The organism is Paenibacillus sp. UNC217MF (assembly GCF_000686865.1).
GTDB classification, from domain to species: domain Bacteria; phylum Bacillota; class Bacilli; order Paenibacillales; family Paenibacillaceae; genus Paenibacillus_B; species Paenibacillus_B suaedae.
The window spans coordinates 292383-317102 of the sequence record NZ_JMLT01000008.1; the positions used below are offsets into that span (position 1 = coordinate 292383).

Consider the following 24720-nt stretch of genomic DNA (forward strand, 5'->3'; position numbering starts at 1 on the left):
AATGTCGGATCATGCAGAGGGCATGCATGACATGATTTCGATATAAACACACAAAAAAAACGCCAGGCAATCTCGGCGTTTTCTGCGAAGGCAACATAATACGGGTTCACATTCCTACTCGATCGGTTGTCCTCTTCCTCATACAAGCAAGACAATCTTCTCTTCTATCGCTTGCTTCTCCTCTTCATTCCATACTACGGATATCTCAAATGTCCCTTCCTTGAAAAACAAAGAAAACTTTCGTTTGAACCAGGACTGCATTGGCAATTCCAACGCTTCCTTAATTGGCACCCATTCCAGTTCCCCTTCAGGAGGATTCTTCAACAATTCTCCCTCATAGGAGGTAGCCAAATAATTGAATACCATGTACCGATAATTCGTAGAAGGAACGACATATTCGTCCAAGCCCTTATAGATCAGTCCACTCACTCGCAGACCTGTCTCCTCAAAGACTTCTCGAATTGCGCCCTCTGTCAGACTTTCTGGAAATTCGATCTTGCCTCCCGGAGCCAAATACCCAGGAAAGCCCTTACTGTCGGGACGATTGATCAAGAGAACCTGGTCTCCATCCTGTACCATACACATCGTATACATACCATATGTAATTTCATTCGATGCAGTCATTTCTATCCCCCAACTTTCATGTAGAACAGATCATTAAAGTTCCGATCGTTAGTATCGTTGTTTATTGGCGGGAAGACCTTGTAGTTCATTCACCTGACGTTCCAGTTTCTCGATTCTAGGAAGATTACACAGATTCAACTTGAGAGCTCGGTGCGACGCTTGCGAGTACAGCATTCAATTCCTTCTCCGCCATCGAGTCTAATCGTCCATCACTGCCTGTGAATTCCATATGCGAGGTAACATTGTTCGGTACGACCACACAGTAAGCTCCCGCTGCTTTGGCTGCGATCATGCCGTGCATCGAATCTTCGAACGCAACCGCTTCCGTGCCGCTAACTTCAAGTTCACGCAGCGTCTTCTCATATAAATCCGGAGCAGGCTTGATGCGTTCCACATCATCCGACGTGTTCACAACTTCAAAGTAAGAGCGAATATTGAACTTATTCAAATAGGATTCAACCCACACACGGTTCGAGCTAGATGCAAGTCCGATACGTAATCCAGTACGCTTCGCTTCGGTTAGATACATCTCAACTCCAGGTCTCAAGCCCTTCCCTTCCATGACAATCGCGAACTGCGCATCCGCATCCCGCTTGAACTCGTCTCGATCTATCGGACGATTAGCATGTTCTACGATATAATCCAAAGGATCAAAGTGCTCGAAAGAAGCACCGACACACTGTCCCCATACTTCTATTTTCATGTCAACTCCGTATGCAGCACTTACCTGTTTATACGACTCATACCATGCTGTTTCCGTATCGACAATCAAGCCATCAAAATCAAAAATAACTGCTTTAATCATTCGAATCCGCTCCTTCTACCATGCAGATGCCACAGCAACATGCACAGAATTGTTGTCGTTATTGTTGGTTGTCAAACACACGTTCTTCCTTCGACATGCGAGACTGCTTTTTCATTCTCTTCTGTTCTTCCTTACGCAGCGCATCGTTCACTTCTACCTCAATCTCGGTCAGTACTTCTTCCAGCTTCTTCGGCTTGGCTAACAGATTAAAACCTAGTGCACGCACCGTATTGATAGGCCCAGATGGGAGCGCCCACCAGCCAAATACGAAGGTATACAGACTGAATGCCATATTCAGAAGCGGTGTCAGATGATAACCCTTCACATAATAGCCTGTTTTCGTTCGATAGCTGAATATCCCGAAGGATAGACAGACCTCATACTGCACGAATTCGGATTCGTGATCAATTAGACATTGTTCATAGTTGGTTCCTTCTTGTCGAAGCTGCTCACGATTCAAGTACAACCAAATCACGAATTCATTACTCCGCTTCTGATCCTTGCGGAATACGATATACAGCAGAAGCATTACCGAGAGAACAATAGATTGAAATACGATATTGCGATAATCATGCCGAATGATGCTAGACACTAAAAAAATGGCAAAAAGCCCTGCTACAAGTAACAATACAAAGTGCATGAATGAATCTCCTGTTGACTAGTTAATCCATGATTTCTGATACCGAAAGTTCGTACCCAAGCTATTGGCTAATTGCTAATAAAATCAGAGATAGCACAATAAATGGGGTGGACATGATTAGAAACAAGGTTCCCCACCGTTCACGGTTCTGCCGCTCGTCCTTACTGCTCGTATGGTGGATATATCGTGCCTGATTCGGATCGGCAAACACGCCAAATAATAAGGCGCCTATTCCAATCAGGATTGCAGCTGAGAGGCCTAGCCATTTGCCAGCTGTGGTTAGGCTAGCTACACTTATTAAAATAAGTGTTAGGAGCAGACAGCTCCCACACGCGATGCCTAGCCACTTCATCTTCATGCTATCCCTCCTTCCTCAACCAATCATCGCTCAATAACTTTCACAGCTATATTATACACGACCGCACACGATTACGAACCCTGTAATTCCCAATCCTCTTCCACTGTTACTCCATCTGCTTCGAATGCAAAGACCACAAGTACTATTTCGCTTGTGGCCTTCATTACTACTTCAATTGAAGGCTTACAAGGCAGTATCGTCAACCTTGTTCAACCAGTTCTCAATGTCCCCGATCACTGAAGCAATACAGCCATCTTCGAATGGTGAGATCAGTCCCGCTACTTGTACCAAACCTGTAAAGGATTGACTTCCACCAGCACGGCACAACTTCAAGTAATCTGCCCAAGCGGATGTAAAATCTTCATTCATACGCTTCCAGAATTGGAATGCGCACAATTGCGCCAAGGTGTAATCGATATAGTAGAATGGCGATTGATAAATATGTCCTTGCTTCTGCCAGAATCCGCCGCGCTCCAAGTAATCATTGCCTTCATAGTCTCTGTGCGGCAAGTACTTCTTCTCGATGCCGCGCCAAGCAGCCTTGCGCTCCGCAGGTGTTGCTTCCGGATTGCTGTATACGAAATGCTGGAACTCATCTCCAGATACACCGTGTGGAATGAACTGCAATCCGCCCGCCAAATGAGCGAACTTATACTTCTCTGTATCTTCTTGGAAGAACAGCTCCATCCAAGGCCATGTGAAGAATTCCATGCTCATCGAATGAATTTCTCCCGCTTCATAAGTTGGCCAGTTATATTCCGGAACCTCGAAATGACGACTCTCGTACACTTGGAACGCATGGCCCGCTTCGTGTGTCAATACGTCGATATCATGAGACGTCCCATTGAAGTTGGAGAAGATAAACGGCGCGCCAAACTCACTTAAGAATGTGCAATAACCACCGCTTTGCTTACCCTTCTTGCTCACAAGATCCATCAGCTCGTTCTCACACATTAAAGTGAAGAACTCGTTCATCTCCGGAGACAGTTCTTGATACATCTTCGCTCCGTTCTCAACGATCCATTCTGGATCGCCCTTCGGTGCTGCATTGCCTGTCTTGAATTTGAAGGATTCGTCATAGTAGTACATTTGATCAACGCCGATCCGCTTGCGTTGGCGCTCTATCAGCTTCATTGCAGCTAGCACAATATGTTCCAGCACCTGTGCTCTGAAATTCGCGACCATGTTCGCATCATAATCCGTACGGCACATCCGGTCATATCCAAGCTGAACAAAATTCTCGTAGCCAAGCTTCTTTGCAATTTTCGTACGTACTTTCACCAGATCATCATAAATGCGATCGAACTTCGCTTCGTTTTCCGCCATGAATCCGAACCTCGCCTCAGATGCACGCTTACGCATGTCACGATCTGTAGACAGCTCGAATGGTGTCAATTGTGCCAGTGTACGCTCTTCCCCTTCGAATGGGATTTTGGCAGAAGCGATCAATTGAGAATGTTCGGTTGACAGCTTGTTCTCCAGCTGCAAGTCTTCAATTATTTCAGGGCTGAACGTCTTGAGCATTTTCTCAGCCAACTGGAACAGCTGAATGCCCCATTTCTGTTCAAGTTCTGATCTGAACTTCGAATTCACAAGCGCCCGATAGTAGTCTGTTATGTATTCTTGGATTACTGGAACTACCTCGTCCATGTATTCCTGCTCGGCTTTGTAGAATTCATCATTCGTATCGATCGAATGGCGAATAGATACCAATTGCACCTGTGTATCGAATTCATTGCGAAGCTTGTTAATGTCAGACATGATGTCATCCTGCTGCTCGAAGCTGTCTGCAGCTTCAAAGGAACTGATCAGTCGTTTCATTTGCTGTTCAATTTGTTTCGCATCCGGTCGGATATATGCGTATTCACTAAACTTCATCTTCTTATGCATCCTCTCTATTAGATAATCCATAGATTATTTTGGTGGGGAATATTGTAGAAAATAGAAGCTGGCTGCACCACATGAAGTTCCGAAACACTTTAGCTTTATTCTACCCGCCCTTTCATAGCCGTACATGGAAGAAGTAAAAAATACTATCTACGAACCCCTCTCCCCTAATATTACCAGTACATCAATTTGCAATAAAGAGAGGACAGCTAAAATTCGACCTTATGCAAAGACCACAAGCACGACTCGTGCTTGTGGTCTAATTGTTCTTATCAGTTACGATTTAATGCTGATTGCTTACAACGATTGCTTACAATGCCGCATCATCGACACTATTCAACCAGTTCTCAATGTCCCCGATCACCGAAGCAATACAGCCATCTTCGAATGGTGAGATCAGTCCCGCTACTTGTACCAAACCTGTGAAGGATTGACTTCCACCTGCACGGCACAGCTTCAGATAGTCTGCCCAAGCGGACTTCCAATCTTCATTCATGCGCTTCCAGAATTGGAATGCACACAATTGTGCCAATGTGTAATCGATATAGTAGAATGGCGACTGATAGATATGGCCTTGCTTCTGCCAGAATCCGCCGCGCTCCAAGTAATCATTGCCTTCGTAATCTCTGTGTGGCAAGTACTTCTTCTCGATGTCGCGCCAAGCAGCCTTGCGCTCCGCAGGTGTTGCTTCCGGATTGCTGTATACAAAGTGCTGGAATTCATCCACCGTTACTCCGTATGGGATGAACAACAGCGCGTCAGCCAAATGAGCAAACTTATACTTCTCCGTGTCTTCCTGGAAGAACAGCTCCATCCATGGCCATGTGAAGAACTCCATGCTCATCGAGTGAATTTCGGCAGCTTCATACGTTGGCCAATTGTATTCTGGCACTTCGAAGTGACGGCTCTCGTACACTTGGAACGCATGGCCCGCTTCATGTGTCAAAACATCGATATCGCCGGATGTACCATTGAAGTTGGAAAAAATAAACGGTGCGCCATATTCACTCAAGAATGTACAGTACCCGCCGCTTTGCTTGCCTTTCTTACTGACAAGATCCATCAGCTCGTTCTCACGCATAAACGTAAAGAACTCATTCATCTCTGGCGACAATTCTTCATACATTTTAGCACCGTTCTGTACAATCCAATCTGGATCACCCTTCGGCGTTGCATTCCCTGTCTTGAAGTTAAACGACTCATCATAGTAGTACATTTGATCAACGCCGATCCGGTTGCCTTGACGCTCCTTCAGCTTCGTAGCTGCTGGCACGATATGTTCCAACACCTGCGATCTGAAGTTCGCTACCATTTCCGCATTGTAATCGGTACGGCACATACGGTCGTATCCAAGCTGAACATAATTCTCGTAGCCCAGTTTCTTCGCAATCTTCGTACGCACCTTAACCAGATCATCATAAATGCGGTCGAACTTCGCTTCGTTCTCGGACATAAAGCCGAACTTCGCTTCAGAAGCACGCTTGCGCATATCGCGATCTGTGGACAACTCGAACGGTGTCAGCTGTGCCAGCGTGCGCTCTTCCCCTTCGAATAGAACTTTCGCAGAAGCAATCAATTGGGAATATTCTGTCGACAGCTTGTTCTCCAGCTGCAAGTCTTCAATGATCTCAGGGCTGAATGTCTTGAGCATCTTCTCTGCCAACTGGAATAGTTGAACGCCCCACTTCGCCTCGAGCTCCGCTCTATACTTCGAATTCACTAGCGCCCGGTAATAGTCAGTTATGTATTCTTGGATAACGGGACCTACTTCATCCATGTACTCTTGTTCTGCTTTGTAAAATTCGTCATTTGTATCGATCGAATGGCGAATGGATACCAACTGCGCTTGCGTATCGAATTCACTGCGGAGCTTGTTGATGTCTGACATGATGCGATCTTGCTGTTCGAAGCTTTCCGCAGCTTCAAAGGAACTGATCAGTTGTTTAATTTGCTGCTCAATTAACTTCGCATCAGGTCGGACATATGTGTAATCGCTAAATTTCATCTCATATGCACCCTCTCTATTAGATACTCCATAAATTATTATAACGGAAATGTTGTAAAAAATAACTATTTAAAAGTAAGAGAGTGTGCATATGCGCTAATAATTTTTGATAATTACGTTACAAGCTCAACAAATTCTTCTACGTTATGCTGAATATAATGATGGATGTGTTCAAGCGTTGCTGGTGCTTGCTTCTTGTACGCTTCATAAAGGTGAGATACCTTGCCGTAGAGTTCCTCATTTTGTTCCAAATCAGCAACGATCGCTTCGCGCCAAGATCGGTCTGGCTTGCGATTGTATGACTCCACTAACGCTTCTACTTGGTCATACAAGCGCAGCATGCCTTCATCCTCAAATTGCCGCATGCCCTTCTTCAAGGCCTGCCACGCCCGTAGATCACCTACAAAATAAGAGGAAAACCAATAAAACTCATCGATAGATTCAGTATGCTTATGAAACACAAAAAACATAAACAGCGCCTTTTGACCCTCGGTCAACTTAGCATACACCTGTGACTTCTCAATAGGATCCTTGCCCTTGATTCGCTCAATTATAGGCTCAATCATCTTCCAGCCCAGCGAGTCTTGTGCAATCGAACGATATACGTCCGTTTGCATTTTAATAATCATGACAATCAACCTCCTAGTTGTACTTGCTCATTAATGGCTCTCCATCCCGATCACTCAATATGAACAATCCCCCATCCTGGATTGCAAAATCCATCTGACCTGCCGGCACTTCGATCACTTCAATCAGCTGTCCCTGTGCATCACGCAGCTGCATGGTCATGGAATACGTAAATGACATTGACTTCACCGTCTTAGGTTCAGCCTCAGTCTCAGATTGTTCTTCTAGCTGAAATGAAGTCACTTCGATATTGCATTGCTGTTTCTTGGCTGTACCTAACGCAATGGCCAGAGTTCGGTTTCGATACAGTTGGTTATATGTCTCTCGGGTCAGGAAAGGCTTAATCCTCTCGTATCTCCCGAGGAGCTGATCCACATGTCCTGTAATTTGCGTATAATCGGGTATATCGTATTGTGCTTGCTTAAATGCTTCGGCCAACTTCGTGTACTGCTGCCATTCTGTTGACGAGCAGCCGATTGTGGACAACATGACACAGAAACACAATACAGTCATCCATATGATCCTCATCCTGAAATTCATACCTCCAACTCACAAAACGAGGAATAACTATTACCTGCAAGATGAATCAATCCATCGAAGACATCCGATGAACTTGGAAGATCAAGAATAGTTGGAGCACTGTCATGCACATATAAAAATGGAAAAATCACATGTTGTGGGCAAAATATCATTTCGTGTGTAAAGAAAGAACGAGTTGTTTGTTGTGGAAGTCTGAGGTGTGCTTCTTCACCTTTGCTTGCCTGTAGAGCGCATTATAGGGCAACAAAGACAAGTTATTCTTCTATTGAGAACCATGTTCCGCTACTTCCTGCTTGTTACGGAGGGAATGAATGAGAAGTGCAATGAAGTAACTGAACACAATCGTGAAAATAATCCCTAATAAATACGTGAATAGATTGAAAAAAGCAGAATTCATATACGGAGTGAGCAAATAATCCAATAAGGAATTGTCCGAAACATCATCAGGTACGCCCTCTCTCATAAACACAAAGCGCTGTACCAGTCCTAATCCAATCGATATTCCAATGAGGAAAATGAGAAACCCGCTGTTGGACTTCTTATTACTCAACCGATTCATATAAACGAATCCTGATGCAGTACCAATGAGGGACAGCAACAAGAGGTAGAACGGAAGAAATAGGAGGATTGCAATCAATCCTATGTTGCCATTGCCTGATGTTCTGCCCGTTGAATGATAATGAATGGTCATCATATCAATGAGTTCAAGTTCGAGGAGCGTGACGACGAATAGGCATACAAAAACACCAAGCATAATCTTCTGCTGCTTGGAGCCGGAGATGACCGCATTCCAAAAGTTTGACATCCGTACACCACCAGAGATTTATAATATATGCCATATTGTACCATTTATTTGTTATGCAGATCAACACCTCAATTATGCCTAATCGGTGAACTTTATTAGCCACCTTCCCAACAATTGTAGACTTATTCCCAATATGAAAAAGAGAAGGAACAGTGCACTCCTTCTCCCTGCATCATCTTTAATTTTCACCTTTTTAGCTCGACCTCAGATCCGATTATACAAGTTGTAAAAGTTCCCGAGCCCTGCCCTTGCTCACTTGTCACACTGATTCAAAAAGTCTCGAATCGTCTCATACAATCCTTGTTCTTCCGTCATTCTAATTCCATGCCCAGAGTGAGCGAAGGGCCGCACCGTCAGATCCTCGCACATCAACTTGTAACGATTCAGATCTTCTTCCGTAATCATTGAATCATCCAGCATACCATGCATAACTAGAACAGGCTGTGGAAGCATGATTTCAAGAGCAGCATATTCAGAATCACGATGAATTCCGATAATCGCTTCCTGCCGAATGTGCGGTAAGCGTTCGTGCGGAATGATGTATTCATGTAAGTATTCTTCGGCCCACGCTTCGCTCATGGCGCGATGCTCAGGCGGATAATCATCAAGCAGCAGACTACGTATATGCGGATTTCCTGCTCTCGCATACCCCAACGCATAGGATACTCCTCTTGAGTGGCTGTACATGTGATATTGAATCAATCCAGCGGTCTGTACAACCTTCTCGATATCGGCCACATGCTCCTCCAAGCCATATCCAGTGAGCGGTGTGTCACTATGTCCTCGTCCACGGAATGACAATGCCACACATCTTCGCGGAAGCAAGAATTCCATAAGTGCTTCAAATTCCTCCGCGGTCTCGGACAATCCCGGGCAAATAAGCAATGGGGTAATAGATGGATCTGCTTCATCCAAAGTATCTAGAACATGTATGCCTACGCCATCGCTGCTGTTCGTCCGATACGATTTCATCGACATCCCCCTTTAATTGCGAAGTCATTGCAAGATCTCTTCCTTCTCTTGCGTCATTGCTTAATTCAATGGCTTAATAAAGCCATATGCCGCATCCTTCGTAAATCCAAGCTTCTCATAAAATTGATGCGCATCCGTTCTCCACGCACTTGATAAAAGAACGACACTCTGACAGTCGCTTTCTATGGCAATTTTCTCAATCGCATCTACGAGGAGTTGTCCAATGCCTTTTCGATGATAGCTTTTGCTTACGATCATATTTTCCAGCACCATGAACGGGCGACATTGACCTGTTAAGTCATAGCAGCGAATCCCCATTACGGAGCCGACAAGCTTGCCGGAATCATCTACTGCACCTATGAATGTATAGTCTGGGTTAGATTGCAGCGCAGTAAATCTTTCTCTTAGCCTTTCAATGTTCGTCTCACTGTCATCGAGCTCCGTATATAGCTCCGCCAACTCATCAAGTTGAGTTCGTGCAACTGTCTGTATATGTATCATTGATTGATCCCCCTTTTCGCGATAGACAGATATATCCATTCTATAATCACTCTGACAAATCCTTCAACATATAAATTAAACGGGATACAAAAAGAGAAAGCGCCCTCTAAATGGGATGATCTCCACCAGAGGGCGCTTGCACATGCTCACATACATGACGCGTGTAACAACTGCTCGCAGCTGTTTCCACTTATAAGGCTGTCAAAATAACTGGACCATCCTTCGTAATCGCAATCGTATGCTCATATTGCGCCGACAAACCGCCGTCAGCTGTACGTGCAGTCCAACCGTCGCTGTCGAGCTTCACATGGTAGCGGCCCGTATTCAGCATCGGTTCGATCGTAATGACCATGCCTTCCTTCAAGCGAATGCCGCGATTTGGAGAACCATAGTGCGGTACTTGCGGCTCCTCATGCATATCCTTGCCTATACCATGGCCGATGAAGTCTCTTACTACCGAGAATCCATTCGCTTCTGCATAGGATTGAATCGCATGTCCGACATCTCCGAGTCGATTGCCTGGAACCGCCTGCTCGATGCCGAGATACAAGCATTTCTCCGTAACGGTGAGCAATTTGTCTGCCTGCTCCGATACTTCACCGACACGGTAGCTCCACGCTGAATCAGACAGAGCGCCATTCAAATTTACGACCATATCAATGGTTACGATATCGCCATCCTTCAATGGCTCTTTGTTCGGGAACCCGTGACAGATCACATCATTCACAGATGCGCATGTCGCAAACGGAAAGCCGTGATATCCCTTCTGTTCAGGCGTTGCACCATGCTTATGCAAATAGCGCTCCACGAACTGATCGATCTCATGTGTGGTCACGCCAGGCTTAATCATACCTGCGAGCTCTTGATGCACCTGCGCAAGCAGTCTCCCCGATTCGCGCATTGCATCGATTTCTTGCTGACTTTTCAAAATAATCATATTTCTACACCTCAATAGCTGCGTAATGACGTAATATATCTTATTGTACACCAAAACACATTGCTACCCGGTCATTTATCACAAAAAAATTCATTTTGGCATCAATTTGTGTCTTTTCACGCTCTTTCCACCCCACTGTAACATGCTGTAAAATCGCATTTCTTAGCCTTATACAACATGGGAGGGTTGGTAGATAATCCTCCCCATATGAGCTTCCTACTCTTCTGGCTGCAAACTCTCAATGGCCGTAAAAAATACATCCATTAATTCCATTTCGAAGTTGTGCTGCACATACTCCGTAATTTCATGAAGTTCCTGTTCGGATTTGAATTCAAGCACAGGACGTCCTTCGCATTTCAAGACGGTACAGCTATACTTCTCTTTGACCTGCTCGATGATATAATCTTGACTGACTGATGCAACTGATTTCCCACTCATGCTGTGACTTGCCCCCCCTATTATCTTTGCCAAATGTTACATATGTATCATTTCTAGCAATCAGCAGCATGATTGTCTATGAAATTAATCACAATCGATTCGAAGTAGTTGTTCATAGGGATCGCCATCAAGCTGAAGAAGCAGTGCGAAGGCAGGCTCGGTCTTCATACCCCGCTGTTTCAAGCTGATCACTTCCTTGCGGAACGATTCGCCATATTTGCGAAGCAGACAATCTTCAATTTCCATATGCCGAAATCCATTCTGAGATACCGAAGCGATAGGCTGACCGAAGATTTCAACAGGCCATTTCCCACAGCGAAAATTTACCTTTATTCGCTCTATCCCATCAGCCGTTCGACGTACGAGATCAAATTCATCGTAATGGCCAAAATGCTCACGTACAAGCCGCTCAAATGCAGTGAAATCATGTACCTCGCAAGCAATGTCCAAATCACTTCCAGGAATATGGATGGAGATGGGCAGCGTACCGATAAGTACTGGTGTGTACGGCTCTAGAATCTCCATAATCCGATGCTCTTGAAGCAAATGATACACATCGACTTGATCTGCACTGCCATAGAGCAAATAGTCAGTGGTAAGCCACTTTTTCAAGAATGCCCCTCCTTCCTTCCATTACGAGACTTCGGGCTATAACAAAAACTTACCCGCTGCCTAATGGCCCGCAGGTAAGTTCACATTATGAATTCTTCATCCTTTACGCAGACGCACCAAGCTTCTTAGCGCACCGTTACATTGGACAAATCAGCCTTATAGCTCTTCAGCAGCGCATAAGTCAGCTTATCCATCGTCGCCCCGTCGAAAATCGTCTTCTTCACATCTGTCTTAAAGGACACATTGTTGAATACTGCATTGCGGAATGTTGTCTTTCGCAATCCAGCATAATCAAACACAACCCCATTGAATGTTAAGTTGTCGAAGCTGACGCCAGAGAAATCAGAGGACTTGAACGTGGTATTCTCGAAAATACAATCTGTGAAAATCGCTTTTCTCGCGCTTGACTTCACTATTTGCGCACCTGACAAATTTGCCCCTGTAAAGTTGACCTGATCCAAGCTGCTGCACTTGAAAGAACTGTTCGTTAAATCCGAATAGCTGAAATCCGATCCTTTCAAATTGCTGTAATTGAACTGTCCATCATGCACAGAAGTCGATTTGAAATCAGAGTTTTCCAAATTGCTTTTCGAAAAGTCCATCCCCACCTTCTGCTGCAGCTGAACCGTTTGCGAATTAATACTCTCAATGAGTTCAGAAATCTCACCAATCGATTCAATCGTTAGAAGATAGGCTGCCTCATCATCATAACCCTCCTTCTTCAAATCGCTCAGCTTCTCCTGTAAATCATACAGCAGTTCTTCCTTCAGTTCCTGGATCTGCTTCAAATCTTCATATGGGGAAAAGACGCTGTCCAAGTATCGTCTTAGTCGCTCATTCATCGCATATTCCACCTTTCTTATATCAAAATATCTAATATTTTCTTCGCATATTCCCAATTCTGCTTATTGTCTGCATACGTGACGCGCCCTTTGTCCGTAATGCGGTAATACTTCCGTCTACCGCCATGCGTCTCGTCGCCCCAATAGGAAGTAATGTTTCCTTCTGACTCCAGCCGCTTCAGACTGGAATACATTGTGGCTTCCTTCAGCTCGTATTGCCCGCCTGATCCACTGTGCACCAGCTTGCATATTTCATAACCGTATTTATCTCCGCTCATCAGCAGCTTCAAAATAATTGTATCCGTATGGCCGCGCAGCAAATCGGAAGACAGCTTCGCATTCATGCAAGGATCACCTCCTCAATAACAATATAGATCATAGTACTATGACAGTCAAGGTATTATTATGATCATTGCAAATCATCCTCACACAACCACCTGCTGGAAGTGCTCCAAGTACCCTAATTGAACAAAACAAAAAGCCTGATTCGAAACGCAATCATGCGTGAATCAGGCTTCAAAATCTAATTCGTTTTATCATACAAATATACAAGTATGGTCAGCACATAAAATTAGATGCTATTCTCTGAATTGCGCCTTGTGCAGTCGGCTATACACGCCGCCTACGGCAAGCAGTTCGTCATGACCACCCTGTTCTACAATCCCCTTATCGGTTACAACTACGATACGATCGGCATTCTTAATCGTTGCCAAGCGATGAGCGATAACTAGCGTTGTCCGTCCCTCCGACAATTCCGCTAGAGACTGCTGGATAGCTGCTTCCGTCTCCGTATCAAGTGCAGATGTTGCTTCGTCCAAGATAAGGATTGGCGGATTCTTCAAGAACATACGCGCAATGGCAAGGCGCTGCTTCTGACCTCCCGACAGCTTCACCCCACGCTCGCCAATTACTGTGTTCATGCCGTCCGGCTGATCACGAATGAAGTCATCCAGCCGCGCGCGCCGTGCTGCTTCCCAAATATCCTTATCGGAGGCTCCAAGACGCCCATATGAGATATTCTCACGAATGGTTCCAGCGAACAAGAAGACGTCCTGCTGCACGATGCCAATCTGCTTGCGCAGCGATTGCAGCTTCAAATCGCGAATATCAACGCCGTCTACCGTAATACTGCCTTCAAGTACATCGTAGAATCTCGGCAGTAAACTGCAGAGCGTCGTCTTGCCAGAGCCCGACGGCCCTACGAAGGCAACCGTCTCGCCGGCGTTGATGGCAACGTTAATGCCGCGCAGAACAGGACGATCCTGTTCGTAACCGAACGTAACATCTTGGAACCGAATATTGCCGCGCAGCGTGCCCACATCCACTGCATCCGGCTTATCCTTCACGTCAGGCTCGGTGTCGATAATCTCTACATAGCGCTTGAATCCAGCGATTCCTTTCGGATAACTCTCGATTACGGTATTAATCTTCTGGATCGGGCCGAGGAATACGTTCGTCAACAAAATAAACGCCAAAAACTCTCCGTAAGATAATTCCTTCTGAATGACAAACCATGTACCGCACAGCAGTACAAATACGGTTACAATACGCATCAAAATATAACTGATTGACGTATTCCACGCCATGATGCGATAAGATAACAGCTTCGTCTTGCGGAAGCGGCCGTTGTTCTCTGCGAACAACTCCTTCTCATGTGTCTCGTTAGCAAAGGCTTGAACAACGCGGATGCCGCCAATGCTGTCTTCTACGCGAGCATTGAAATCAGCAAGGTCTGTCATCATTCTCCGAAATGTCCCCATCATCTTCTTATTGAAATAGATCGTGATGGAACATAGTAACGGAACAACGACGAACGTCAACACGGCCAGCTTCCAGTTCAACCCTAGCATAAGACCAAATGCGCCGAGCAGTGTCATCACCGCAATGAATAAATCTTCCGGCCCATGGTGGGCTACCTCTCCGATTTCAAGGAGGTCATTTGACATGCGGGACATCAGCTGCCCTGTCTTATTGTTATCGAAGAAACGAAATGACAGCTTCTGCAGGTGCTCGAACATTTTCTTGCGCATATCTGTCTCAATGTTAATGCCGAGCATATGCCCCCAGTACGTGACGACAAAATGCAGCACCATATTAATCAAATAGATCACGAGCAGGCCAATGCAAGCCCATACGATCCACGTCCAGTTCCCCGTTGGCAGCAGCTTGTCCACAACCTGGTTCACTGCCAGCGGGAACCCGAGCTCAAGTAATGCGACGAATACCGCACAGGTAAAGTCTAAGAAGAACAGCCCCATGTAAGGACGATAATAGGAGAAAAACCTTCGCAGCAATCGATTCCCTCATTTCTCTATGTCAGTATAATCATAATCAACAATCTATGTCATTATATAGCATTGATAATGATTATCATAGAGAAAAATAAAAAAGACTCGAGTTCACTCCTCCGCGATCCCGAATCTTCAGAAATACATCGATATTATAATTGCGTTACCAATCAATTTACACTGCTAGGCTCATTATCGAACAAATGGTTGCACTCATTCAGCAAATAAGTCATATACGCCAAGGCATCCCGCTTCCTCTCCCACTTCGAAGCATATAGAGACTTCTCGATGCCTCGTCTTTCGTTGATCGATTCTTGCAGAATCTTATGCCAACGCCCTGGGACTACTCCCAATGCATATTCCCCCGCTCCAGCCTTACTCACAATCGCTCTTTCACGGAACGTATACCACTGTCTGGTTACACCAAGTACCCCCCACGCAATTTGAGCACGATTGAGCAGCAGGAAGGAATGAATCGACAAGAACGGTGTTGATCTCTGTATCCAATTCGCCCAATAGGTGTTCAAATTCTCATGCATGTCAGACAAGAACAAGTTCATATCTAAGGGAATATCCAATTCAGCCACAGGCGGCCCAACGATTGCTAGGCCGTGATACTTCATTTCATACCAGGTCACAGGATTGAGCTCGAAATAACCTGCTCGGTTCATCTTCCCATCACAATAATAGGGAAACGACGCAATTTCATGAGGCAACTTGCCTATATCCTCCCAAGTCAAGTAGATCCCGTTCATATTAGGCTTTGGAGCAAAACGCCTTACTTTCGCATGAATAATAGCCATTTGTCTGATCTCATCTGCATTCAGTCGTTCACGAGTGATCGCAATGAAGTCAATATCGCTTAATGATAACGAATAATCCCCTAACGCAATTGAGCCATAGAGATACAATCCCTCCAGCCAATCCTGCTTATATTCGTCAATTAGCTTGATATATCGATTCAGAATAGTTTCAATCTTAGGTTGTATATTCACCAATGCTGTACGCTCCCTTGTATGTTACAAACTGCTCGGATACACAATCATCGCGATGATAACCAATACGATAAGCAAACTAGCAATAAATACACCATAGCGGACACCACGTAGATGTTCCGTCTCCTTGTCGTAGTGCTCTCCTCGGCGAAATATGCCATAAAATAACCCCAACATCAATTCAAGCACCATCTTCATAAAGCTCTTCAGCGTTCGCATGGGTAAAAAACACTCCCTATCTAATCAGATAATGATCATTACCTCTTCTGACTAGTCTTGATGCAGCGCTTATTTCCTTTATGAACATTCTCAATATAGGCGTCATCCTTCTCTTTTAGCGATCAACCGAAATAATCTCTCTAAATAGTATTAGTTGAATATGGATTCATTCATTCCAAAAAAGTCATATGCGGCATCGTGTCCTTGTAATAGTCCAAGCGATCCGCCAATTGACCGGAGTGGAATTCAAATCGGTGTCCGTCTGGGTCTGTGAAATAGATCGACCGCTTATCCCGCTCATCGCGCTCTCTTCCAGGCAGTATTCGAGCACCGTATTGGACAAGCTTCGTCTTTATCTCATCAATATCATGTTCGCTTACAGTAAAAGCAATGTGGGTATAGGTAGGGTGAATCTCATCGCGTGGTACGTCTTGCTCTTCATTTAACGAAATCCATAATCCATGTAAATCGAAGTATGCCAGCTTGCGCCCCTTCACGACTAATTTCGCCTCAAGAATATGCTCATAAAATGAAATCGAGCGCTCCAAATCAGAAACAGAGAAGCATAGATGGTTCAATCCCTGCACCTTCATGTCTATTTCTCGCCACCTTTGTAAGTATTCATCGTTCATCCCGGAAATGTGTGATCATGCAAAAATGCACAGGAGGCGAATCTAGCGATTCGCCTACCCTGTTAGGAGTTGCTGACAGTTATGTACGATTGCTATCTAATCGATCAGTTTGTGCTGGAATATACATGCGCTGAACCTCTATTGGCCCAGGCATAAAACCAAGATTGTAGTATACCGATTCCGCTGTATTCCCCTGCATCACATACAGTCTTAGAACAGGATAGTGCCCTTTCAAATTAGATAATGCCGTTTGAAGCATTCTTGTAGCAATCCCCTGCCCCGAATAGGAAGGATGCACGGCAATATTATAAATAGCTGGGTAACTTCCTTGCATGGACACGAGACATGCGCCTACCACTTCATTCGTATGACTATCGACAACGATCGTCGAGGCGTTCCTTACCAAGTCATTCGTGTAAGACACATATTCGCGGATATCCTCTTGATAGAATTGCATATCCGTCTGCTGTCTGCGAATGGCATCTATCGAACCTGCACCGGCAAAACTTCGATATAAGAGCCTCGCAATGTCATTCTCGTTCCGCAGTTGATTGATGCCATCCTGCTGGATCATTTCTGGCGTCTCCACAACAAAGCAATCTTCCCACTTTACTTCAAAAGCTTCGGTTGGCCGCTGCATCCAGCGGCATCTGAATGCTGATGGCCAGAAGCCAGCCCTGCCTAGCAGCTCAACTTGATCTGGCAGTACCTCGAATATGATAATATCCTTGCTTAGATCAGACCAGCTGATTAGCGCTTCCTTCAATAACAGCACGATGCGCCGTTCATCTCTGAATGGCGGGATGAAGAAGAGTGTAAACATGACATTGGGCGCTATCACTACCCCGCCGATGCGAGCTTCGCCTTCATAAATCCAGAAGGGATCTCGCCATCCTTCAAATTCATATCTTTGATCCTTGAAAAAACCGTTATATTCTGAATTATAATAAACAGAGCAGTATATTCCCCATTCGATCTTATCCGCCTTCAGCAGGTATACCCGTTCCGCTAACGCATAGCGCTGCTGCTCAGGCTCCCATGGTGGGATCATTGCCATATGCATCACCTTTCAGCTGTTTTAGGTCAGTTCCCATCATGCTGTATCTGCTCATATTCGTCCTTCAACACGCTCATCACGATAACATCCGTGTACTTTCCGTCCTTGAACATCTTCTGGCGGAGTCTCCCTTCCTCCTTGAAGCCACAGCTGATATAACAACGATGCGCCCGCTCATTGAATGCATACACTTCCAGCTCCAGCCGGTTCAAATTCAAGGAGTGGAATACAAACTTCTGCATCAGTCGAATCGCTTCCCTGCCATAACCGGCACCAAGCATATCTTTGCGGCCGATCACGATGCCAAGTACGGCGGAGCGATTTTTCCAGTCAATCTGATGCAAATCAATTTGACCGATATAATCCAACGATTGCCGATCAGCGATGACGAAGCCTTTCGATTTAGACGAACTGTCAATCATCATTTCTAGAAAGGCTTCCGTATCTTGTTCCGCATGCGGATACAAAAAAATATCACTCAGTGTATTCGTTATCTCCTCATCATTTGCCCATTTCCGAATCCACCCCAAATCTTCTCTGCGATATTCGCGTAATGTGATGCGGTTTCCATGTAAATATGGCATCATCAGCACCGTCCTCTCTTGAAATTATTAGCTATTTCCTACCATTTATTTTTGCTATCATAACAATCAAGACCTAATCCATCAAGCTAATTTTCATTACAAGCTATTCTTTACTTCGACCACCTGTATACAGAGTGCCTTATCCACTCTTTGGAAACGTCACACTAGGGTGCAACACTGCGATGGCTGCATACTGCATTCGCATAACGCAAGACTTTTCCTTAGAATCACGATGAAACAGGAAGCAGAGGTACACGTAGATAAAGAATTAGGGTACGATGCAAATCAATAACAACTTGGGGGTGCTACTCATTCAAACGAAAAAAGAAAATCCAGAAACAAATCTGATGTCTTCTTATAAGCTTATGAACATGCACGCTGAAGCCCTGTTTACACATGATGACAAGATGCGGCTTCGCTCGATTAACGAGCCGTGGCCTGGTGAGCGTCCAGCTCCTCGCTTTTTCTTAGGACGAACCATGGATGGCAAGACGATATGTAGATTTCGCCATGATGTTCCAAGCTCGGTAGTCGAACAACTGGAGTCATTAATCAAGGTTGAACCCGCAATTCGTGATATTCATGCAACACCGAAGCACTATGAATCCTATATGAGCCTCCTGCATGCTGAACATTTCACAATGGGGCCTTGTTACTATGTACCTGATACCAGCTTGGCGGATGCGGGTTCGGAGAAGCCAGTAACGATCACGAAAGAAAATATAACAAAATGGGATTACAGTGGATTCGAGTGGCTGGCCTCAGAAATCGAGTATGCACAGCCTTGTGTCGCAATCGTTCACCATGAGCAGATTGTATCGCTATGCCGGAGTGTTCGTATTTCTTGTCACGCTCATGAGGCTGGGCTAGAAACACTTCACGAATTTCGTGGTAGAGGGTACGCAGCTCACGTAGTTGCAAGCTGGGCTCAAGCGGTCCGCAGGATCGGAGCCATCCCGTTATACAGCACGTTCTGTGACAACTTCTCTTCACAGCGTGTCGCCGCAAAAGCTAATTTGCCGATATACGGAGTCAACTTCACTATCAGATAGCACCTATCTATAGCAGGTAAAAAAAAGCACCGAGGTTCGGTGCTTTTGGCTTTTCTTACACACTTCACAAATTCACTATCTCACGCCTGCTTCTTCATGTTGCTGGTACGTTGACGTTGACGAAGCGGGATATTGACGCCCAACACGCCGATTATAATGAGCACGGCTCCAACGATATGATAGTATTGCAAGCTTTCGTTCAAGATCATGACACCTGCTCCCATCGTCACAACCGTCCCTAATTGCGTAAATACGCTTACCTTCACTGCCTCTAGCTTCGATAATGCATAGTTCGTCAAGTATGCGGTCATCAGAGAAGACAACACGCCCAAGTAGAGAATGGAGACTACGAACATCGGATCGAACAGCGGCTGCATCACTTTCCATGTCGTTCCTTGGGCAATATGCTGGAAGATCGCCATCGCATTAAAGAGCACGAATCCGAAGCAGGTCATAATAAAGGTTACATCCATCACTCCATATTTGCGTGTTCTCTTGCGTGCCGCAACGTTGTATCCCGCTAAGGAGAGAACAGACAGGAAGACAAGCAAGATACCTAATAAACTTGTATTTCCAACGTTAACGCCTTTCATCGCAAAGATATAAATAAGTCCTGAGACCGACAGAAGTAGACCAAATTTTTGCTGCCATGTGGAATGTTCCTTCAACCAATATGATGCGAATATCATCGTGAATATCGGTACAGCCGCCTGAATAATCCCGGCTTCCGAAGCAGATACGGTGACGAGACCGAATGTTTGAAAGGCAAAAAACAATCCGGGATAGAGAACCGCCAGCGGGATAATCGTCGCAACATCCTTCCACCGCAGGTTCAGCTTTACCCTTCCGAACAGAATCAAGATCATGATAGCCACAAAGGATGCCGTAAATCGATAGGCAAGCATGTCTAGCGAGTTTACGCTTTGCAGCGCTATTTTTACAAAAACAAAGGAAAATCCAATAATCAGTGTATTTAGGATAGCGGCGATATACGCTTTTTTTACAGCTGAATGATTCATGATCGATTCCTCTCTTCCTTGCTTGCAAGCAATTGATTACTGAAGGCCCTACAACCATGTTAATTGCTGCAGCACTATGCTACAATCAAGAAAATTAGCATCTGTACCGGTACAGATTCGAGGTGAATGGAGATCGATGTATAAATTCGAGCAGGTCATTCAGAATTTGGAGCGCAATCTGAAGAAGCACACCTTGAACGACGGGGATAAACTTCCTTCCATTCGAGAGCTTGCCATTCAATATGGGGTCAACAAGAGCACGATCATTCGGGCACTGCATGATTTGGAAGAAAGACATCTCATCTATTCGGTGGCGAAGAGCGGCTATTACGTTGTTCGGGCACGAAATCAAGTAGATTTCAAGAAGCAGGAAATTATCGATTTTGTCTCCGCCGCGCCTGACCCTGGCGTGTTCCCATACTTGGATTTCCAGCACTGTATCAACAAAGCGATCGATACCTACAAAAATGATCTATTCATCTATGGGACCTCTCAAGGGCTGCCATCTCTACTTGCACTCATGCAGCGGCATCTCGCCAATTATCAGGTGTTTACACAGTTGTCCAACATCTTCATTGTATCAGGGGTGCAGCAAGCCCTCTCCATACTTTGTACCATGCCTTTTCCGAACCGAAAAAGGATGATTCTTATTGAACAGCCTTGTTATCATCTGCTGGTCGAACATCTGCAAACGCATCAACTTCCTGTAATGGGCATTCGCCGAACGGAGCAAGGCATCGATATGGACGAACTAGAACGAATATTCCGTACGGAGGACATTACGTTTTTTTATACGATACCCAGATTCCATAATCCGCTTGGCTCTTCCTACCGTACCGAAGAAAGGAAGCGAATCGCTGCCCTCGCACGCAAATACGACGTCTATATCGTCGAGGATGATTATTTGGCCGATTTGGAACACAATCCGAAGTCCGATCCACTATATGCGTACGATCAATCTGGGCATGTCATTTACTTGAAGAGCTACTCGAAGATTATTTTTCCAGGGCTCCGCATTGGGGTGGCAGTGATTCCAGATGCACTAATCCAGACGTTCAATCGGTATAAACGAACACAGGATATTGACAGTTCCATGCTATCGCAGGGAGCGCTCGAAATCTACTTGAAGAGCGGCATGTTCGAGCATCATCGCGAGAAAATACGCACCTCGTATGCTAGAAGGTCACAGCTCATGCAGGCAGTATTGCGTGATATCTCCCTTCAGCAGCATGAACATTTCGCAATCCCAAGCGCTTCATCCCATCTAACGGTGCATACCCATCTGGAGCTGCATGACAGACTGCCTGTACAGCGGCTTATTTCGGATGCACAAAAAAAATCGATTCATCTCGAATCGATCGACAAGCATTACTTAGCTTCGTTCCCGGCAAGCAATTTGTTGAAAATCAATGTGACGAATGTGCCTGAGGATCGCATCGAGCTTGGGCTGCGTCAGCTCATAGAGATAGTGAGCACTATTCAGTTCAACAAAGGATAGCCTGAACCAAGAGCCTCTACGAATCGAAAAAGGAGCGGCTCTCCTTAAGGTCAATTACTGACCATTAAAGATCCCGCTCCTCTTCCTTTCTCATGCAAATGCAAATTATGTATTCGCCAGATTCAATTGCCACGATACACCGAACTTGTCCTGTACCCAAGCAAATTTGGCGCTCCAAGACGAGGCTTCAAGCGGCATCAGCACTTGTCCTTCCTCAGACAGCTCCCGAAATACTCGATCGATTTCTTCTTCCGAATCGCATGTCACGAATAAGGATATAGCCGGCGTGAACTCATGGCGATGCTGCTTGTCCAAGTTATCAATGCACATGAACACCTGTCCTTTCAACGAGAACACGGCGTGCAGCACCTTATCCTTATCGCCTTCGTCCAGATTAGGCATTGCATCTCCATGTCGTACAAGGCTTATCACCTCAGAAGGTTGAAATACGGAAGTATAGCGCTTGATTGCCTCTTCTGCATTGCCGAAAAACATCAGAAACGGATTGATATTTGATACGTTCACGCAAGTTCATCTCCTTTAACCATTTGTCTCGTCACTATCCTACTAATATTCACGACTGCTGTCATACACATACCAAGCATCATGTATAGGTATGGCAATATTCTTTTAAGGCACGAAAATTTATATCCATGGCGCATATAGTTGTAACCAATTGATTACATAGATGTATTCCCAGAGACAAAGGAGTTATCGGATGACAAAACTCGAAACGAGAACACGAATTATCGAGGCGGCACGCCTTCTATTTAAACAAAAGGGATACACAGCTGCCTCTACGAGAGAAATTGCCGAGCTTGCTGGTGTCAATCATTTAACTCTGTTTCGTCACTTTACGAACAAAGAAAATTTATATCGAATTAGTGTTGTAGATCATTTAACATCAGGAGATTTCATTACCTGCATCCAAGCAAAATTAACAGGAAAGCTGGAATCGGATTTGACTTTCATCGCCAGTGCTTACCTGCGCGAAAATTCGGATAAGGGCGAATTGTTCCTTACTTCACTACAAGAGAGCAGAGATCATGCCGAGGCGGCTGAATTAATTGGAGAAATTCCTCGTAGGTTAAATGCATTTATGGTGCAATATTTCGCTGAATTGCAACAGAAGCAGCAAATAATTCCTGCTGACTATACCATACTCAGCACCTTATTTTTCAGCATGCTCAATCAATATATTTTGTACCGAACACATCCCTTATTTGAGCAACTGTACCCGAGCACCGAGGAATCGTTCATTATGGAATGCGTATCACTATTAACATCAAGATTGAATGCCTAAGGAAGTGAATCTATTGTATACGGTGCCGTCCATTAACCTATCCGTTCCCTTCTCGCTCGCATTTGGACGAAGTAATCCCGATTCGCATTGAAGGAGCCGCACCTGGAGAACCAATTGAGCTATCGCCTCAGTCTACAGATGAGCAGGACGTGATATGGGAATCCTCTGCTGTGTTTGAGGCTGATGAGTCAGGAATCATTGATTTGGCTAATGCTAAGCCTATTCGTGGAACATACGAGGAAGCTCATCCCATGGGATTATTCTGGTCGATGACGGCAAGAAGTTCTACCTCCTCTTTTTCCAAAGGAACGGTGCAGTCTTGTCTATTTACGTTATGTGTAAGCAGTCAAGGCACAGTTATACATCGTCAGCAGATTGAACGAACATTATTATCTGACGGTATAGGAAGGATCGAAAACGAGGATGAGTTCATCGGAACGTATTTCTGTCCGAATGGAGCATGGAAGGTTCCCGCTGTTCTTGTACTCGGAGGATCGGACGGAAGCTTGGATGAATCCTTGGCCTGTCTTTTGGCTCATTATGGATATGCGGTACTCGTTGTGGCCTTTTTCCGACATAAGCATTTACCGGACAAGCTGATTAACATTCCATTGGAATACTTCAGTCATGCCCTAACGTGGTTGAAGCAACAACCGAATGTACATACCGAGAAGATCGGTGTATTCGGCGTTCCAAGGGTGGCGAGATGGCGCTCCTGCTTGCCTCTCAGTTTTCTGACATTCATTTTGCCATCTCTCATGTAGGCGGTGGTGTTGTCTTTCAAGGCATCGGAAGGCGTCCGACATCTTCATGGAGCATAGAATACCGGTTCCCTTCACACCCTTTTCTTTTTCACATCCAAAATCATGGTGGTTGCTGCTGAAGCCGAAGCATACAGGACAGCTTCCTTCTTTCCTCTCAATATATGAGAAGTCGCTACACCGCATAAAGCCCGATCACCCGGCCATCATTCCCGTTGAGAAGATTCGCGGCCCTATCTTGCTGACTTCAGGTACCGATGTTGCAGTGTGGCCAGCCACTTACATGAATGAGCAAATCACGCAGCGCTTGCAGAACTATGGGTTCCAATATCCGTATCGCCATGTGCTCTTGCCAGAAGCAGGGCACCATATTATGCCGCCTTTCTTCCCTACAATGGCCCGGCAAAGCAAGAACATTGCTTATGGGGGCAACACCGTTGCAGATGCGAGTGCATCCGAGATGTTTTGGAAAGAACTGCTTGCCTTTCTTAGCGATATTGATCATGGAAACCTGACTGCGTGGAAATCAAGTTCGTAACATCGATGCTAAAGAAAACAAATAAAGCCAACGACACACTAACCGCAGTGGTAACCGTACATCTGGATACATGAAAGCAGCATTCAGCCAACAGTAGTTAAAGTCTATCCAAAGGCAACTTTCCAAACTACTGCAAACAGAGAAATAAATATTCTTGCCATGTGTAGCTTGATGGCATTCA

29 protein-coding genes are annotated in these 24720 nt (G+C 45.1%); 5 read left to right on the forward strand and 24 right to left on the reverse strand.

What is annotated here, in order from left to right; translation table 11 throughout:
• Positions 1-138: 138 nt before the first annotated feature.
• From BP95_RS0104745 to BP95_RS0104850, 22 genes are all read right to left on the reverse strand, one after another.
• Complete coding sequence (locus BP95_RS0104745; protein ID WP_028531528.1) at positions 139-624, reverse strand: 8-oxo-dGTP diphosphatase; 486 nt, start codon at positions 622-624, stop codon at positions 139-141.
• Between the two features lie 124 nt (positions 625-748).
• Positions 749-1429, reverse strand: a complete 681-nt coding sequence (locus BP95_RS0104750; protein ID WP_028531529.1) for an HAD family hydrolase — start codon at positions 1427-1429, stop codon at positions 749-751.
• A gap of 58 nt (positions 1430-1487) precedes the next feature.
• A complete protein-coding gene (locus tag BP95_RS0104755; RefSeq protein ID WP_231515039.1) occupies positions 1488-2069 on the reverse strand; it encodes a hypothetical protein in 582 nt (193 codons plus the stop codon).
• A 61-nt stretch (positions 2070-2130) separates the two neighbouring features.
• Positions 2131-2427 (reverse strand): DUF5316 family protein, encoded by a 297-nt coding sequence (locus tag BP95_RS0104760; protein WP_028531531.1) that lies wholly within the window; start codon positions 2425-2427, stop codon positions 2131-2133.
• A 183-nt stretch (positions 2428-2610) separates the two neighbouring features.
• Positions 2611-4305, reverse strand: a complete 1695-nt coding sequence (locus BP95_RS0104765) for a M3 family oligoendopeptidase (RefSeq protein WP_028531532.1) — start codon at positions 4303-4305, stop codon at positions 2611-2613.
• A gap of 319 nt (positions 4306-4624) precedes the next feature.
• On the reverse strand, positions 4625-6319 hold the full coding sequence (locus BP95_RS0104770) for a M3 family oligoendopeptidase (protein WP_028531533.1): 1695 nt from the start codon (positions 6317-6319) through the stop codon (positions 4625-4627).
• Between the two features lie 113 nt (positions 6320-6432).
• Positions 6433-6948, reverse strand: coding sequence for a hypothetical protein (locus BP95_RS0104775; protein WP_028531534.1), 516 nt, complete (start codon positions 6946-6948; stop codon positions 6433-6435).
• Between the two features lie 13 nt (positions 6949-6961).
• Positions 6962-7459, reverse strand: coding sequence for a Tim44 domain-containing protein (locus tag BP95_RS0104780; RefSeq protein ID WP_021255084.1), 498 nt, complete (start codon positions 7457-7459; stop codon positions 6962-6964).
• A gap of 289 nt (positions 7460-7748) precedes the next feature.
• A complete protein-coding gene (locus tag BP95_RS0104785; RefSeq protein WP_028531535.1) occupies positions 7749-8291 on the reverse strand; it encodes a hypothetical protein in 543 nt (180 codons plus the stop codon).
• 252 nt (positions 8292-8543) lie between these two features.
• Complete coding sequence (locus BP95_RS31750; RefSeq protein ID WP_051613990.1) at positions 8544-9263, reverse strand: alpha/beta fold hydrolase; 720 nt, start codon at positions 9261-9263, stop codon at positions 8544-8546.
• A 60-nt stretch (positions 9264-9323) separates the two neighbouring features.
• A complete protein-coding gene (locus BP95_RS0104795; RefSeq protein WP_028531536.1) occupies positions 9324-9764 on the reverse strand; it encodes a GNAT family N-acetyltransferase in 441 nt (146 codons plus the stop codon).
• A 190-nt stretch (positions 9765-9954) separates the two neighbouring features.
• Positions 9955-10701 (reverse strand): type I methionyl aminopeptidase, encoded by a 747-nt coding sequence (gene map / locus BP95_RS0104800; protein ID WP_021255088.1) that lies wholly within the window; start codon positions 10699-10701, stop codon positions 9955-9957.
• Positions 10702-10917: 216 nt separating this feature from the next.
• Entirely contained in the window at positions 10918-11139 is a 222-nt protein-coding gene (locus BP95_RS0104805) for a hypothetical protein (RefSeq protein WP_021255089.1), read from the reverse strand.
• Between the two features lie 84 nt (positions 11140-11223).
• Positions 11224-11751 carry a DUF4269 domain-containing protein gene (locus BP95_RS0104810; RefSeq protein ID WP_021255090.1) on the reverse strand — a complete coding sequence of 176 codons (528 nt, stop codon included), beginning with the start codon at positions 11749-11751 and terminating at the stop codon, positions 11224-11226.
• Positions 11752-11876: 125 nt separating this feature from the next.
• Entirely contained in the window at positions 11877-12593 is a 717-nt protein-coding gene (locus tag BP95_RS0104815; RefSeq protein WP_021255091.1) for a pentapeptide repeat-containing protein, read from the reverse strand.
• A 17-nt stretch (positions 12594-12610) separates the two neighbouring features.
• A complete protein-coding gene (locus BP95_RS0104820; RefSeq protein ID WP_021255092.1) occupies positions 12611-12937 on the reverse strand; it encodes a PadR family transcriptional regulator in 327 nt (108 codons plus the stop codon).
• A gap of 234 nt (positions 12938-13171) precedes the next feature.
• Complete coding sequence (locus tag BP95_RS0104825; protein ID WP_028531537.1) at positions 13172-14887, reverse strand: ABC transporter ATP-binding protein; 1716 nt, start codon at positions 14885-14887, stop codon at positions 13172-13174.
• A 164-nt stretch (positions 14888-15051) separates the two neighbouring features.
• Positions 15052-15876 (reverse strand): nucleotidyltransferase domain-containing protein, encoded by an 825-nt coding sequence (locus BP95_RS0104830; protein ID WP_028531538.1) that lies wholly within the window; start codon positions 15874-15876, stop codon positions 15052-15054.
• Positions 15877-15900: 24 nt separating this feature from the next.
• Entirely contained in the window at positions 15901-16095 is a 195-nt protein-coding gene (locus BP95_RS0104835; RefSeq protein WP_021255095.1) for a hypothetical protein, read from the reverse strand.
• A 170-nt stretch (positions 16096-16265) separates the two neighbouring features.
• Positions 16266-16688 (reverse strand): metallothiol transferase FosB, encoded by a 423-nt coding sequence (fosB, locus tag BP95_RS0104840; protein ID WP_021255096.1) that lies wholly within the window; start codon positions 16686-16688, stop codon positions 16266-16268.
• A 118-nt stretch (positions 16689-16806) separates the two neighbouring features.
• Positions 16807-17778, reverse strand: coding sequence for a GNAT family N-acetyltransferase (locus tag BP95_RS29555; RefSeq protein WP_021255097.1), 972 nt, complete (start codon positions 17776-17778; stop codon positions 16807-16809).
• Between the two features lie 32 nt (positions 17779-17810).
• Positions 17811-18368 carry a GNAT family N-acetyltransferase gene (locus tag BP95_RS0104850; protein WP_028531539.1) on the reverse strand — a complete coding sequence of 186 codons (558 nt, stop codon included), beginning with the start codon at positions 18366-18368 and terminating at the stop codon, positions 17811-17813.
• Between the two features lie 278 nt (positions 18369-18646).
• Here BP95_RS0104850 and aac(2')-IIb point away from each other — a divergent pair, with 278 nt between their 5' ends.
• Positions 18647-19420, forward strand: coding sequence for a kasugamycin N-acetyltransferase AAC(2')-IIb (gene aac(2')-IIb, locus BP95_RS0104855; RefSeq protein ID WP_231515040.1), 774 nt, complete (start codon positions 18647-18649; stop codon positions 19418-19420).
• Positions 19421-19500: 80 nt separating this feature from the next.
• On the opposite strand, the gene BP95_RS0104860 is transcribed toward aac(2')-IIb, so the two are convergent.
• Positions 19501-20439 carry a DMT family transporter gene (locus BP95_RS0104860; RefSeq protein ID WP_036666675.1) on the reverse strand — a complete coding sequence of 313 codons (939 nt, stop codon included), beginning with the start codon at positions 20437-20439 and terminating at the stop codon, positions 19501-19503.
• Between the two features lie 136 nt (positions 20440-20575).
• On the opposite strand from BP95_RS0104860, the gene BP95_RS0104865 reads away from it, so the two are divergent.
• Positions 20576-21937, forward strand: coding sequence for an aminotransferase-like domain-containing protein (locus BP95_RS0104865; RefSeq protein ID WP_021255101.1), 1362 nt, complete (start codon positions 20576-20578; stop codon positions 21935-21937).
• A 105-nt stretch (positions 21938-22042) separates the two neighbouring features.
• On the opposite strand, the gene BP95_RS0104870 is transcribed toward BP95_RS0104865, so the two are convergent.
• On the reverse strand, positions 22043-22462 hold the full coding sequence (locus BP95_RS0104870; protein ID WP_028531542.1) for a VOC family protein: 420 nt from the start codon (positions 22460-22462) through the stop codon (positions 22043-22045).
• 193 nt (positions 22463-22655) lie between these two features.
• On the opposite strand from BP95_RS0104870, the gene BP95_RS0104875 reads away from it, so the two are divergent.
• The 3 genes from BP95_RS0104875 to BP95_RS34185 all read left to right on the forward strand — a co-directional run bounded on the left by BP95_RS0104875 (position 22656) and on the right by BP95_RS34185 (position 24539).
• Positions 22656-23240 (forward strand): TetR/AcrR family transcriptional regulator, encoded by a 585-nt coding sequence (locus BP95_RS0104875; protein ID WP_028531543.1) that lies wholly within the window; start codon positions 22656-22658, stop codon positions 23238-23240.
• 62 nt (positions 23241-23302) lie between these two features.
• On the forward strand, positions 23303-24004 hold the full coding sequence (locus BP95_RS34180) for an acyl-CoA thioesterase/BAAT N-terminal domain-containing protein (RefSeq protein WP_155987191.1): 702 nt from the start codon (positions 23303-23305) through the stop codon (positions 24002-24004).
• 46 nt (positions 24005-24050) lie between these two features.
• Positions 24051-24539: an acyl-CoA thioester hydrolase/BAAT C-terminal domain-containing protein gene (locus tag BP95_RS34185; protein ID WP_081819809.1), complete on the forward strand. Its 489-nt coding sequence runs from the start codon at positions 24051-24053 to the stop codon at positions 24537-24539.
• The last annotated feature ends 181 nt before the right edge of the window (positions 24540-24720 follow it).

Coding starts and splice junctions, on each gene's coding strand:
- BP95_RS0104745 (WP_028531528.1), bottom strand. CDS start 624: ATGACTGCATCGAATGAAATTACATATGGTATGTATACGATGTGTATG.
- BP95_RS0104750 (WP_028531529.1), bottom strand. CDS start 1,429: ATGATTAAAGCAGTTATTTTTGATTTTGATGGCTTGATTGTCGATACG.
- BP95_RS0104755 (WP_231515039.1), bottom strand. CDS start 2,069: ATGCACTTTGTATTGTTACTTGTAGCAGGGCTTTTTGCCATTTTTTTA.
- BP95_RS0104760 (WP_028531531.1), bottom strand. CDS start 2,427: ATGAAGATGAAGTGGCTAGGCATCGCGTGTGGGAGCTGTCTGCTCCTA.
- BP95_RS0104765 (WP_028531532.1), bottom strand. CDS start 4,305: ATGAAGTTTAGTGAATACGCATATATCCGACCGGATGCGAAACAAATT.
- BP95_RS0104770 (WP_028531533.1), bottom strand. CDS start 6,319: ATGAAATTTAGCGATTACACATATGTCCGACCTGATGCGAAGTTAATT.
- BP95_RS0104775 (WP_028531534.1), bottom strand. CDS start 6,948: ATGATTATTAAAATGCAAACGGACGTATATCGTTCGATTGCACAAGAC.
- BP95_RS0104780 (WP_021255084.1), bottom strand. CDS start 7,459: ATGACTGTATTGTGTTTCTGTGTCATGTTGTCCACAATCGGCTGCTCG.
- BP95_RS0104785 (WP_028531535.1), bottom strand. CDS start 8,291: ATGTCAAACTTTTGGAATGCGGTCATCTCCGGCTCCAAGCAGCAGAAG.
- BP95_RS31750 (WP_051613990.1), bottom strand. CDS start 9,263: ATGAAATCGTATCGGACGAACAGCAGCGATGGCGTAGGCATACATGTT.
- BP95_RS0104795 (WP_028531536.1), bottom strand. CDS start 9,764: ATGATACATATACAGACAGTTGCACGAACTCAACTTGATGAGTTGGCG.
- map (WP_021255088.1), bottom strand. CDS start 10,701: ATGATTATTTTGAAAAGTCAGCAAGAAATCGATGCAATGCGCGAATCG.
- BP95_RS0104805 (WP_021255089.1), bottom strand. CDS start 11,139: ATGAGTGGGAAATCAGTTGCATCAGTCAGTCAAGATTATATCATCGAG.
- BP95_RS0104815 (WP_021255091.1), bottom strand. CDS start 12,593: ATGAATGAGCGACTAAGACGATACTTGGACAGCGTCTTTTCCCCATAT.
- BP95_RS0104820 (WP_021255092.1), bottom strand. CDS start 12,937: ATGAATGCGAAGCTGTCTTCCGATTTGCTGCGCGGCCATACGGATACA.
- BP95_RS0104835 (WP_021255095.1), bottom strand. CDS start 16,095: ATGCGAACGCTGAAGAGCTTTATGAAGATGGTGCTTGAATTGATGTTG.
- fosB (WP_021255096.1), bottom strand. CDS start 16,688: ATGAAGGTGCAGGGATTGAACCATCTATGCTTCTCTGTTTCTGATTTG.
- BP95_RS29555 (WP_021255097.1), bottom strand. CDS start 17,778: ATGATCCCACCATGGGAGCCTGAGCAGCAGCGCTATGCGTTAGCGGAA.
- BP95_RS0104850 (WP_028531539.1), bottom strand. CDS start 18,368: ATGCCATATTTACATGGAAACCGCATCACATTACGCGAATATCGCAGA.
- BP95_RS0104860 (WP_036666675.1), bottom strand. CDS start 20,439: ATGAATCATTCAGCTGTAAAAAAAGCGTATATCGCCGCTATCCTAAAT.
- BP95_RS0104865 (WP_021255101.1), top strand. CDS start 20,576: ATGTATAAATTCGAGCAGGTCATTCAGAATTTGGAGCGCAATCTGAAG.
- BP95_RS0104875 (WP_028531543.1), top strand. CDS start 22,656: ATGACAAAACTCGAAACGAGAACACGAATTATCGAGGCGGCACGCCTT.
- BP95_RS34185 (WP_081819809.1), top strand. CDS start 24,051: ATGGAGCATAGAATACCGGTTCCCTTCACACCCTTTTCTTTTTCACAT.